Annotated in this window: 8 protein-coding genes and 1 pseudogene; all 9 read right to left on the bottom strand. The window is 40.1% G+C overall.

The features are described 5' to 3' along the window. Positions 1-10: 10 nt before the first annotated feature. The gene (locus P4S71_RS17420; protein ID WP_337151133.1) at positions 11-1,063 is read right to left on the bottom strand and encodes a hypothetical protein; all 1,053 of its coding nucleotides are present in this window, start codon (positions 1,061-1,063) and stop codon (positions 11-13) included. Further along, positions 1,009-2,295, bottom strand: a complete 1,287-nt coding sequence (locus P4S71_RS17415; RefSeq protein WP_337151132.1) for an FAD-dependent oxidoreductase — start codon at positions 2,293-2,295, stop codon at positions 1,009-1,011. Before P4S71_RS17415 ends, P4S71_RS17420 begins: the two co-directional genes overlap by 55 nt. Then, on the bottom strand, positions 2,288-3,415 hold the full coding sequence (locus P4S71_RS17410) for a glycoside hydrolase family 117 protein (protein ID WP_337151131.1): 1,128 nt from the start codon (positions 3,413-3,415) through the stop codon (positions 2,288-2,290). The genes P4S71_RS17415 and P4S71_RS17410 overlap by 8 nt, the downstream gene beginning before the upstream one ends. Before the next feature lie 76 nt (positions 3,416-3,491). Continuing rightward, a pseudogene (locus P4S71_RS17405) lies at positions 3,492-5,090 on the bottom strand (sodium:solute symporter family protein). 91 nt (positions 5,091-5,181) lie between these two features. Continuing rightward, positions 5,182-5,634 (bottom strand): glycoside hydrolase family 16 protein, encoded by a 453-nt coding sequence (locus tag P4S71_RS17400; protein ID WP_337151130.1) that lies wholly within the window; start codon positions 5,632-5,634, stop codon positions 5,182-5,184. Between the two features lie 209 nt (positions 5,635-5,843). After that, on the bottom strand, positions 5,844-6,455 hold the full coding sequence (locus P4S71_RS17395) for a glycoside hydrolase family 16 protein (protein ID WP_337151129.1): 612 nt from the start codon (positions 6,453-6,455) through the stop codon (positions 5,844-5,846). A 148-nt stretch (positions 6,456-6,603) separates the two neighbouring features. Then, positions 6,604-10,074, bottom strand: a complete 3,471-nt coding sequence (locus P4S71_RS17390; protein ID WP_337151128.1) for a TonB-dependent receptor — start codon at positions 10,072-10,074, stop codon at positions 6,604-6,606. A 210-nt stretch (positions 10,075-10,284) separates the two neighbouring features. Further along, positions 10,285-12,624: an alkaline phosphatase D family protein gene (locus P4S71_RS17385; RefSeq protein WP_337151127.1), complete on the bottom strand. Its 2,340-nt coding sequence runs from the start codon at positions 12,622-12,624 to the stop codon at positions 10,285-10,287. A gap of 68 nt (positions 12,625-12,692) precedes the next feature. Next, on the bottom strand, positions 12,693-13,721 hold the full coding sequence (gene galE, locus P4S71_RS17380; RefSeq protein WP_337151126.1) for a UDP-glucose 4-epimerase GalE: 1,029 nt from the start codon (positions 13,719-13,721) through the stop codon (positions 12,693-12,695). Positions 13,722-13,730 lie beyond the last annotated feature (9 nt).

Genomic DNA, 13,730 nt, shown 5'->3' with positions numbered 1-13,730 from the left:
TCAATTCCCTTTACTTAATTTGAATTTCAAACAGTGCTGCAGGCACATTTTTAGATGGATGAGCGAATTCTAGAATCAAGTGTTGCGTTGTTATAGGCTCTACTAAATCGATTTTATTAATACTTTGATAATTACCCGTAACGTGTGCAATTACCTCACCAGAATCTGTTTTAATTGTATAGGTTTGCACACAATAAGGTACCTGGTCTTCGTTATGCTCCATTAATACGGTTTCTAACGCATGGTCAAAGTCACTATCAAAATAAAGAACTATTTGCCTCATCGTTACTGTTTCTGGCCATACTAACCTTAGGGTTGGCGATGGATCTGCTAAATCAGCAACCCATGCATTCGTTTGTAGCCAAGGCCTCACAAAGCCGTTAATTACCTGCGTCGCTTGGTGATTATGAATGGCGGGAGATATACCGATTGCCAAATTTTGACCGTTTGGCCGCCGCGCTGGTGTCCAAAATTCAAACTCTTCAAGACCACTATTTTCAGGTACTGTTTGTTTGCCTTTATTTGATACCGCTTTGTGAACTTTATTGAACACAACCATAGTGCCCGTAATAAGCTGCTCTGTGGTAGCAAGCTCTATATCACTGTTTTGTAAAAAACAAATGAACCCGTACTGCATCTCTAAGCTGCAATCACTAAAATCAAATTCGAGCGTACTTTCGCCCGCCGTGACAGACAAACTGATAGTTTTATTTATAACATCTGGCGTATAGTTTTCATGCTTGATACTAGTGCGCAATTGACACGTTAACTCTGTCTCTTTATGAGCAAAAACCGTTATGCTAATTGTTGGTCCTTGGCCTTTTGCAAAAGCAACCAACTGTGCACACGATGAATCTAATTGCATTCTACTGCCGCTAGGTTGAAAACCATTGAACACTAATTCACTCGATGCAGTAATAGAGGCTTGGGCTGCTAAATTATTGTGCTTATCTAAACGGATCCCAGGGATACTTTGGCCATTTAGATTCAGGTTTTGCTGTAACTGTGCTATGTGTTCTGGCTGTAATAGCTCTTTGGGTGTGATATTGAGTTTATTACACATAGCAGCAGCTGCCCCACCGCTTGTCCGCCGTGTGCGCAGGTGATCATAACTCGTGTTGAACCAAACGCCATATGTGTTGCGCTGATTATTCGTCCTGCATAATATAAATTTTCTATATCACGGCTAACAAAGCAGCGGTACGGTATTTGGTAAACCCCTTTTGAATGATATTGAGAGCAAGGAGGTCGTTCGCTGTATATGCCTTCAGCGGGGTGAATATCAATCGCCCATCCACCAAAAGATACAGCATCATTGAACTGGGTTTGCTCAATAATATCTTGCTGTTTTATCATATATTCCCCTTCAAAGCGCCTGCTTTCGCGTTTGCCAGGAATTGTGCCTATCCATTCTAAAGTTAGATTTTCGACATCATCAAACCTGCCGCTATTTTTTATGTAGTCCCAAATTCCGTAAACGAGTTTCCAAAGCTCCCATTTAATATCCTCCGTTTCATAAATAGTATCGCGTATTCCGCCAAATTCTATCCACCAAAACTTACAGCCAGAGTCACTTCCGGCAATATCTTTACAGCGAGGTATCGCCTCTATTTGTTCATACGAGTAAGCAAAATCAGGGGCTTTGTAACTAATAGGCTGATCCATTTTTTTACTGTAGAAAAATAATGTATGGCCAAGTAACTCCATGTTCTCTTCATCAGATGCTAACAGCTCACCAAACTCTGCTTTTGATTCAGCACCAATTCTGAACCCCGCTCCAGCATTAAACGCAACAAGGCCATCACCGGTCGCATCACAAAATAACGGCGCACTAATAATGTAATGAGTAGAATTTTGACTGCAAAATGCCTCTACACTGGCAATCTTAGTGCTGTGCTGTTTATTTACATCAAACACAGAGGTATTTAACAACAAGGTAATATTTTTTTCGGCAATCACTTTGTCGAGCAAAATGGTATCGAAAATTAATGGGTTACCGTGTCTGTTTAACTTAAGATTATCCAGCATGATCTCATCAATAACCCCACCCTCACGTGACCAGCGATTATTGTTGCCCATATGCGATGTTGCCCCCAACGCCCATAATCTTACTTCACTTGACGCATTACCACCGAGTACGGGACGATCTTGAATTAACACAACCTTGCTACCCGCTCGCGCCGCACTGATTGCTGCACATGTACCTGCTAAGCCACCACCGGCAACAACAAACTGAGTATTTAATTGTTGTTTCTTATTTTCGCGTGCAGCTTCATTAAAGTTTTGCTTAATCATAACTCTTGATCTCTTTTTCTTGTTTTTGATATGAGCGTTTATTTTTTAATTCTGGGCTTAATGACTGCGCAAAATAAACACTAGGCTGGTGAGGTACATCCGTGACTTTTAATTCTTTTTCAAGCTCATTTACCATTAAACTACAATCAAATCTGGCTAAAAAACTGTGTTTATTGCGCGCTTGTTTGTCTGAAAAGTGGCACAAGCCCCACTCAATCCCGTTTGCTTTGCTTGCACAGTCAAATGCATTGGCAACATAAGGACCTGCTGCAATTGGCATGAGGGAGGTCACTGCGGCAATCGAAAAGTTCACCCCATCAGGTGAATATTGAATGGTGTTACTTTCATTGCCATTTCTGATAGTAAAAGCAGCTATTCCTGATTTAAACGGAAAATAAGTAGTTTCGTGGCCTGAGTTTAAAATAGGGTTCAGAGGGTGTTTTTCAAAAGGCCCAAAAGGATTATTCGCGGTTGCCAAGCCATTACCCACTAAGTAATCGGGTCTATCTCCGTAGGCGGCTTTATAGTATAAATGTATTTTTCCGTTATAAATTAATAAATAAGGGTCATGAATCGAGAATTGATCCCAACTTCCCGGCTCACCATTTTCAATAATAACCTCACCATGTGGCAACCACGGTCCATCTGGCGTATCGGCAACTGATAGTGTTACCGGACAATGATCACCTTTCTTACCGCTAGCTTCATTAAAGGCTTGATAATAAAGATAATATTTATTTTCATAAATCAAGATATCTGGTGTACTAACCGAGCGCCAACCTAACTGCGGGTGCTTGGGCCTGGTGACGGCGATACCTTGTTCAACCCAGTCAAATCCATTAATACTAATGGCATAGCCAATTTCGGATAAATCCCAATCAGTGGAGGGAGTCAACTCGTTACAGTGCTGCGCCCCTTTTGGTGGGAATTGAGTGCACCGTTTTGTGTACCAAACATAATAAAGACCATCAACTTTTATAATTTTAGATGGGTCGCGTCTTGAAATAGTCCCATCATTATTATGATAGCTAAACCCAGTGAGCTCAGTGTACTTAAAACTAGTAAATAAAGGATTGTCTTCCGGACGAGGGGTTAAATAGTTGTCATACAACCTCGACATTGCAGCACTCAATTCTCGTACTGGTTTTTTAGCTGGAATATCCTATGGGTAACTTTGCTGCTTTAATTTGTTATTGCTATTGCTCATTGATACGTACCTTTACTGCCTTACTTCTAAACTTAAAAACTAAAACACCCCCTAATATAAAAATGCCACCGCTTATTACTGTTATTTCGATTTTTCCGGTGGTTGCAATTGCGGCCAACGAAAGCATAATCGCGCCAGTAGAGAGAATACCAAACCCTAAAACTCGAATACCATGATTGTTATCCGCACTTTTTTCTGGAGTTATTAATTCGGCCGTCGGTTTAATTTGGCTTAATTCGACTAAGTAGTTTTCATAACACGCAGGTGTTTTTCTTTGTGCTCTTAAGTACAACTCAAATACAGTTAGCATCAATACAGGAAATAACACCCCCATCATCATCTCCTGCGCTCTATCTAAGCTAAAATCAAATAACCAAGGACTCACAAACTTAAAAAAAGCATTCACCAGTAAACTAAAAATAGTGGTTATTAAAATCGTTTTCCCAGTTTGATAACGAGAAAAAAGCAACCAAATGGGTGGTAAAAACAACGGTCCACCAGTGAGCGCAGCCATGGTCATTACCACTTCAACTACACCACCAAGTAAGGGAATTAGTAACGCAACAATAATCGTAATTAGACCGAGTACGCCAGTTGCAATTCGACCGACCTTAACTAGCGTAGCTTGGGAAGAATCTGGTTTTATAGTTTTATATATGTCATTACTGATAACACCTGCGGCGATGTTTAAAGACGTGTTAATTGAGCTTGATGTCGCAAATACCATTCCTGCTAGCATTAATCCAAGCATCCCTACTGGCAATACTTCTTTGCACATTTGCAAATAAGCTCCTTCACTTTCAAACCCAACTAGACTGGGGTTCATCGTTCGGTAAATCATCGGGGCTAACATCCAAACTACTGGGCAAATAAGATAAAGAATCGCAAATAGTCCCCCAACCTTTTTTGCATCCTTTGGTGTTTTCACACTGGTGAAGCGTTGAATATAAGACCAGTTACCAGCAATAAAAAATAAGTTATAGAGTCCAAAGGCAAAGATAAACTCCCATGAATACTCATCATTTACTAAGTTAAAAAAATCATCAGGTGCTTTGTCGATAAAGTTCTCAATGCCGCCAATCGCCTCAAATGATAGCGGTACCACAATTAATACCGCTGCAGTGAGCACCACAAATTGCAAAATGTCGGTAATTATCACCGCCCATAAACCGCCAACAGCGGTATAGGCTAAGATCAATAGTCCTCAAATAATGACGGTATATTCAAGAGATAAACCCGTAGCGACTTCAACTATTTTTGCCACTGGATATAAAAAAGCACCAGTCGAAAAGCTCGCAATTAAGAGAAAAATATAGGTATAAGTTCTTTGTACATTTAAGCCAAGGCGCTGCTTAATAAATTCGGCTGCGGTTAATACACCGGTTTTCTGCCATTTAGGCGCAATAAATAAAGCAATCAACACCCCTGCTAAACACATAGTCCATTGAATAGTAATCGCCACCCAGCCATGCTTATATGCAATAGCTCCCCATACAACAAATGTACCTGCCGAGAAGAAACTCATAAACAGTGACAACCCGCTCATCCACCAAGGTAGCGCACCTCCCGCAGAGAAAAAGCTTTTCATATTCTTTCCAGCAGCAGAAAAACTTAAACCACACCCAATGATCAATAAAGAAAATATAACGACTACACTTATATCAATAATATGCATAGCCTTAGTCCTCGCTATTTTCTTTTCGGGTGTAGTACCTAACCCAATCTATCGCCATGCTGGTACCATCAATATCATCACTTACAGGACCTGCAATCGCCGCTTTTAAAATAGCTAAACTAAATAACATCGTTGTTTCACTAAAGCAGACATCATTTCTCATGGTGTAATAGAGTTCACCGTCAAAATAAAAATTAAAGTAATCTTTATCCCATTCAAGCCCATAGGTATGAAACTCTTTTGAAAAATCAGCAACGTTAGCGGCATTATATGAGGTGATTTTTTGCCAATTTTCTCCATCGTGATACTCGATGTTGTAATCGGAAATTAGGTTTCGATAAGCACCTTTATCAACACCATGCTCTTGCAACCAACCATTTATAAATTGAATAGCGCCAATTTCATGCGACTTATCCCAACTGAGTTCTAAAAACTTTTCACCATGCTTTTCTGACACCCAGCGTGTTTGCGGATTACCATCAATAGCAAAAGACTCTTCTGATATTAACTTATTAAATAACCCATTCGTTTTTATAGAAACATCATCAGCTTGCGCTAAATTGCTTATATTCTTTATTTTTTCTTCGTCAAATGCATCAGGGTATTGAGCGCTAGGCGCAAAGACTCTAAATTCAGAAATATGAAGAGACGTAGGATTAGTCGATGTTAATCGTATTTTTTAGTTTTAACTGGCTTGTTAAACTCAACAGTGTGATCAGGCTTGCCGATTAAAGTGTGGTGTAACTGGTTATCTCTGTGAGTAACACGGCCATTTGGTAGTGTATAAGTATCGGTCCAGTTATGTACGTTGGTATTAATTATATTAGGGAAATGGCCTTCATTAATATCAATCTCGCATGCCTTTAAGCCATCTTTAACCCCTTGTTTTGGCCAAAACCAAAATGAGTTATTCGTGCCATAGGCACCGGCATATTTAAAGCGAGCTTCAAAGTAGCCATAATGAAATGAGCGTTTTGACCAAATATTACCTGTCGTCCAGTCTTGGCCACCTCGAGGTTCTTTCTTCGCTAATAAGTGCAGTATTCCGTCTTTAACTTGTGCATTATCGCGCCAGCGACTACTTAATACCCATGGGTTTTCTGTCGGCCCATTTTGAGAGACCCAGTTTTTATCTAATTCAGCATTCGCATAATTAAACTCATCATTCCACTGTAATTGCCATGTTGAGGAGTCAAGTTCGCGTGGTTGATCAGCACCAGCAAAAAACGATGTGACAACTATTGTTGCCAGCGTACATTTAGAAAATACTTTAAACATGTTTTACCCTTTATTGTTGTTTTATCTAACGAGTTATAAGTTTTATTTCATGCTAGGTATTGTCTTGAGAAATCAAAATGACACAATTTTTATTAAAAAAATAAAAAAGCCCGCAGAAATGCTGCGGGCTTTTTATTAGATTAAAAATTTAGAAATTAATACGGGTATTAAGTCTCAATGTCCGGCCTCTTTTATATGCGTAAACAGTACGTGATTTAGTTGCATCGCCTTCAAGCGGGCTGCCTTCAGAAAACGTTTGGCCACCAGCATTTAAGAAACGACTGGTAAAGTATTGTCTTACGCCTTCATCAGTTACGTTAGCTACCTGTAACGATACAGTCATGTAGTTATTTACTTTATAACTTGCAGAAAAATCGAGTGTTTTACGTCCTTCTTCCCACAGCGATCCGTTTTCCCATGAGCGTTGTACAAGTTGATCTGTAGTGCCTTGATACGCTAAACGAATTTGGTGTCCGTCTTTTTCCCAAAAACCTGTTACGTTGTAGCTGTGCTCTGGTGTATACGCTACCGCTAATGAAGGTAGTTTTACGCTGTCATCAATAGATGATACTTCTTGATCGTACTTACTGTCTTGAAATGTATAGTTAGCCTGCAAGCCGAGGCCCGACCAAATACCAGGTAAGTTATCGTAGGTCTGCATATATTGAAGCTCTAACCCTTTAATACTTGCCCCTTTACCATTTTTAATTCGAGTGGTGTTAAATTTGGCACACATTTGCTCTAAGTCGCCCGAATACATCCACTCTTTTTGATAATCCTGGCCACCTTGAAAACGCTTAGGCATACATTTTTCTAAGCTATCTTGGCCTGCAATAAGTACTAAATCGTCTGGGTTATAAGATTCGCCCTCTTCGAGTCCCACTCCACGTAGGTCATCCATGTAGGTAACAATCGTTTCAGACTCTTCAAAGTTTGTCATGTCTTTATAAAATAATGATGCTGCTAATAATCCCGAATCGTTGAAATACCATTCATATGATAAATCAAGGTTTATTGATTCAAGTGGATCGAGTTTAGGATTGGTAAGCGTAATTGAGTTGTTACGGTTTTCACCGCCCCATTGTGTTTCTCTTACTTTAAAACCAGGACGTAGTGAATCTATTTGTGGACGAGCCATTGTTTTAGATGCTGCAAAACGAATAATGGTGTCTTCACTTTGCAAGTAGTTAATATTGATACTGGGTAAAAACAAATCGTAGTCGTGCTCACCAGTTACTGCAAACGAGCGTAAGCTTCTGTCTTCTGTTGGTAATAAGTTTCCATTTGCATCAAATTTACGCTCGCCATATATCCAGTTTTTTTCGGTTGATACATCAGAATGGCGCCATAACCACCACTCAGATTCATTTGGATTACCACGTACAGCGTTAGGATCATGACACGCGCCTTGAGCAGGAATAGCCACATCGTCTGATTTATCAATAGTGCCTTTTGTGTCGTAGCCTAGACCATCGGTTCTCGACCAGCGTATTTCTTCGTTGTAATCTGCACCATAAAATTGCGTTGCAGCACACAGTGGTAAGCTAGTATCGCGCAACTCTGCTAATTTAAATGGGTCCATTAAACGAGCATTATTTGAAGGGTCAAATGCAAACTGTACACCCGATGCACCTTGCACTTCTACAGTCGTTTTTACATAACGCACACCCACATCACCTGTAACACGTCCATCTGCTAATTCGAAATTTAGCTTGGTGTAAAATGCTAAGTTATCTAGCTCTGTATTGCGTGTGTTTGAATCGTCTGTGGCAAAAGCAACTTCTGGACTCCCTAAAGCTACTTCAAATGCTTTAAAAGCCGAAAATCGATTCCACCCGTCGGTTACATTGTCGCGGCCATAACCTAAATCAGCCATAAAATCGTCAACAGGAAACCCTTCACCGTTGGTTATTAAATCACCAGAAATATCTCTTAAACCGCTACCAAGTACTGCAGGTTGGCCTGTTGCAGGGTTTATAACTACAACCCCCTCGCCTACACTATTAAAGGCTCCTTGCTGAGCATCTACATATTTTGTACGTTTTGACCATTTTGCACCAAATTCAATTGAGCGTACATAGCTTGTGTCAAGCACGTAATCAAAATCGACAAAGAGCGATTTTTGTTCATCTTCGACTTCGTTGAGGGTTCTGCCCATGTACGATAAATGCTGCGCTTTTAGCTCATCCGGATTAAATCCCGTGGTGCTGTAGTTATCCCATAGATTTGTTGGGTCACCAAAAGTGTCGTTTTCGCCGTAATCAATTAAGCCGGTGCCTGTAACTAATTTACACGGACCGCCTGCTGTACAGTCATAACCAACAGGCTCCATATCCTCGGGTGGCACATTTACTAAGCTCCATGCACTAATATTGGCAAAATTTTGCAGTGCAACGTACACTGAGTTTTCTGGTATTTGCTGCGTTTTAGAGTACCCAACGCCAGCTTCCATCGAAAATGAGTCACTAAAACCGTGATTCATATCAAGTGAGTAAACTTGGTTTTTATTTTCAAATTCACCTTCTGACTGCACTAAACCACCGTTACCAAAGCGGTTGATAAACTTAGTAAATGTATTCGTTTTTAAATCGATTGTACGCCAGCTAGCTTCAGGATCAGTAAATTTAGCTGTCACGCCAGAAAGGCCTGGGTCTTCACCTTCAACTAAGTTTTTAGTTTCCATTGAGCGCGTATTAATACCATGCATTGAGTTATTAACATCTTGTTTTGCAAGGTTTGCGTTAAAGTTAAACTCTGTGTTTTCACTTGCTCGCCACTGCAAACCTAAGTTAATACTGGTGCGGTCATTTTGACTATCAAAAAGCTGATAATTAACTAAACGAGGTGTAATACCTACCGCATTTTCAACAACGTTGCCATTTGTATCTGTTGCTAAAGGCGACTGAACTGCTGTCCACTCTGTAGCAGAGTATTGGTCTTTTCGGTATTCGTTAGTCTCTTTAACTGCAGTAAAAACCACGCCAAAGGTATCGTCAAAAAGCTTTTTCGACATCGTACCCGATATTTTATAATTTTCTTTATCAGATAAATCGTTGTACCTGCCTTCTAAAGTCATAGTGGAAATTTCATAATTTAAATCAAGCGGCTTTGTAGTCGAAAGATTGATATTTGCGCCTAGCGAACCCTCTTCATGATCTGCACTCGGTGTTTTTACCACTTCAATTTTAGATAAAATATCGGATGAATACTGCGATAAGTCTACGCCTTGGCTAAAACCTGTAGAACCTAATTGCACACCATTCATGCTAATATTGTTTTGTTGTGAGTTAGCACCACGCACAGATATTCGTGCACCTTCACCATCAACGGATTGTACTGATACACCAGTTACACGCGAAAGCGCATCAGCGATGTTTTGATCAGTGGACTTACCAATGTCTTCAGCGTTTATGGAGTCAACAACGTTTTCAGCAAAACGCTTATCATTAATAGATTTTTTAAGACTGGCGGCTAACCCGCTGACTTCAATTATTTCAATATCGGCTTCTACTTTCGGTTTTTCTTGTGTGCTTTCGTCTTGCTTGGCATAAACCAATTGTGTTGCAAGTACTGCAGCTGTAATCGCGCTCAACTTGAACGCTTTGTTGATGATTGTCATGTGTGTTCCCTTTCTAAGGTATTATTATGTTGTCAGGTTAATCTTTTGTAAACAATAATATAATAACCAAGCAATTGTCAACTGTATTTTGTTAACAATATTCACTTGATTATAAAAAAGCAACTTAATGCGTAAGCATTAAATTGCTCTTAAGTAACAGTGTTAAAGTAAATATTTACACAGAGTTTATCGTCAATAGTTCAAGCCTAATCAAAATTCTTTTATATACGGCCAACCAGTAAACTGCTTTTCTGTTGATGGATCTGTATTCCATTCCCAGCACTCTAATTGATAATATTTTTTTGCATGGTTTATTTTAATAATCCCATAACCTTCACTTTTTAAGTTTCTGTCAGCTAAAAACTTACCCCACGTTGTATTTTGTTTAGCAAAAACTTTATGCGTAACTTTTGGGTTAGCTGCCGCTAGAACTCGCATTTTATTGCCAAACGTGTCTGTAAAATCACCGGTGTTTTTGTCGTTGTTTCGCTGATTTGGTAAAGGTGCGTGGGGTTCAAACCATCGCTGCCAAAATGCTGCGCTAGCTGGGCCTGCAAAAAACAAGCTACCATCATCAAAAGTATTGATTCCTTGATAGGCAAGCAATCCGAGGTGTTGATCTCCCGCAATTACTAATGCGTTAGCGTCACTTACTAGTTTTACTGCGCGTGTACGCCCATCAGCCGGGTAGCCATTTGCATCGTAATCTATTAATGCTTTGCCATTTTCATCGGTTTGAGGCGACCCCCACATGGAAGCTGTAATACATATTTTAGGTTTACCCGGGTGCATAGTTTGCCAGTCTTTTAAAAAGGCTTCTTGGCGTTTACCTAATAACTCACCCGTTGTGGCAAGCTTATTAGCTTTGTAGTCAGGTGGCGTTTTAAATTTACGATCCTCAACCATCGCAAAGCTAATTCCGCCATATTCAAATGCAGCATAACTAACCGGAATATCATATTTTATCGGTGTGGGATCGTAAGGGTCCGGATTATGCCCATTTTGCATACGGTAGATCATTCTAACAAGGTCTTTGTCCCACTTATAACCGCCATCTTCCTCTTTTAGCATATCGGAGTGATCGCCACCATAGCCCCACAAGTTACCTTGCAGCACATCATGGTCATCAACTAAAACAAGTGTAGGCTTATCTTTCATACTATCGGCAAACGCCCAGTACCATAAGTACCATTTATATAAGGTATCTAGTTTGGCATCTTTGGTGTGGCGACCATAGCGAGTCGGGTATGTTTCGTAGTACTGATCGCCACAAAAGACATACATATCAGGGTTATGGTAATTAGCATTTTCTACAAGTTCAGTGTGAGGAAATAAAATATTGTCTTTGGTGTAACGTCCTAAATCGCGCTCGCTACTAATAAGGCGTGTGTAATGTGTGTTGTCTAAGCTTTTAGAAGTAGGAATAATACAAGAGTACAATGCAATCGTAAATTCTTTACTACTTTGTGGGTCCTTAGCAATAGTTCCAGAATATAAAGTGTCATCAGGCTTTTGTGGGTTAACAATTCTGTATTGAGCTTGTTTTAAATAATCCCAATTACTTAATCTAAACCTTGCTACAAAACCATCTTCAATTTTTGCTGTGCCTGCATGCTGCCAATCGGATTGGTTTTCAAACTTATATTGCAGCTCTACGCGTGAAAATTCTTTAATATTAATAGGCATTAACTGACAAGATAACTTGAGTACCTGCTGATTAACGCTATACATACACCCCATAACGGGGCCTAAGGTATTGGCATTATTTAGAGTTATTTTACCTCCACCGGTTTCAATATCACTAAACCCCCAACGAGCACCTGCTACAAAAGGCTCTGAGGAGCTTAATAACGAAATACCTCCTTGCAGTTGATCTGCGGGGACTTTGTGAAGTACTGCAAATCCTAACTCCTGGGCAGTATTTGTGTTACTTGCCACAAGACGAATATCAAAATGGTTTGCATCTATTGGGTCTAAATGGCAATCGAGTGTTATTTTATCGCCGCTTTTATATTGTTGTATATTAAATGGAGTACGATTAATAATAGTAAAATCAAGGGCTTTGCTTTCATCATCAAACTGTCTAAATGATAATTTACCTAAACTGTCAAAGGCCGCAATTATTCCGCCATTTTCGCCACCAGCTCGCTGCGCTAAAGCAGCACCTTTAGCTGTTAGCTCACCTTTACCAATCCCTAATAAAAATCCACAAAAGCCTTTTTCGTTCGGCGTTAAATTGCGTACGGTGGCTTTTATACGCCCACTTTGTAAAGAGCTATTAAGCTGCCTGGTGAGTAACGATACGGTACGCGCTTCAAAATCTTTTTCTTCTCGAGTACATAAAAGCTCATTACCTATGCGTTGCCAGTCTTGGAGTCTGTTCCCCCAAAAATGCTTACCGAGCCACACTTGCTTGCTTAAATTCGTATTATCTAATGGTGCAGTTGAGGTTAAGTCACCTCGGTATGATGCAAATAAACCGCTGCAACCACCGAGCATACTTGAACTTAGTAGGCCGGCGCTGAGCTTTAAAAAACTTCTGCGTTTCATTTTAATCACCTTTATTATTGTGTGTGAATTAGGACGCCTTGTGTAGACAGTGTTTTTACATAAGGAGGTTATACATTTGGGTAGCCATTAGGGTTATTGCTTTGCCAGCGCCACGTGTCTTTCATCATGTCTGCAAGGGTGTATTTACATTGCCAGCCTAAAATAGCCTTGGCTTTAGATGAATCGGCCCAAAAAGCAGCTGAGTCGCCATCGCGGCGCTTTACAATGTCAAAGTTAATATCAACTCCGGTATACTCAATAAATGCTTTTACGATACCAAGCACAGAATAAGGAGTGCCAGTGCCTAAGTTAAATGCTTCATATAAGCTATGGTGTTGCTCGCCAAGCCATTTAAGAGCTTTAATATGACCCTTGGCTAAATCACTAACGTGTATATAGTCCCGCTCACATGTACCGTCTTCAGTAGGGTAATCGCCTCCAAAAATAGCTAATTTGTCACGTTTACCTACCGCTACCTGAGCTATAAAGGGCATTAAATTATTTGGAATACCTAATGGGTCTTCGCCAATTTGACCACTAATATCTGCACCAATTGGGTTAAAGTAGCGTAAGCTTGCAACTTGTAGTCCCGTCTTAGAAGCCACTATTTCTTGTAGTATTTGCTCAATCATTACTTTTGTTTGCCCATAAGGGCTAGCAGCGCGACCAAGCGGTAAACCTTCGGTGTAAGGTACTGATGCGCCTTGCCCATAAACGGTGGCTGATGAGCTGAATACTAATTTATTCACGCTAAATTTGAGCATGCACTGACATAGGTTTAACGTAGAGACCAGATTGGTGTAGTAATATTCCAACGGTTTTTCTATTGATTCACCCACCGCCTTTAAACCTGCAAAATGAATGACCGAATCAAACTGATGCGTTGTAAATGCGGCGCATAACTTATCGTAATCAAGTAAACTGGCATGAATAAATTCAACTTTACGTTGCGCTAAAGCTTCAACACGAGTTAACGATTCACGACTCGAGTTACTTAAATCGTCAATCACAACAACGTTATAGCCATCTTTTAATAAGCTTAAAACAGTGTGGCTACCTATATAGCCTGCGCCTCCCGTAACCAGTACTTTTTTCATTGAATTTTC

This window comes from Pseudoalteromonas sp. B62 (assembly GCF_037162565.1).
Taxonomy (GTDB): domain Bacteria; phylum Pseudomonadota; class Gammaproteobacteria; order Enterobacterales; family Alteromonadaceae; genus Pseudoalteromonas; species Pseudoalteromonas fuliginea.
The sequence above is the reverse complement of the archived record's forward strand: the minus strand, read 5'-3'. Positions and strand labels throughout refer to the sequence as shown.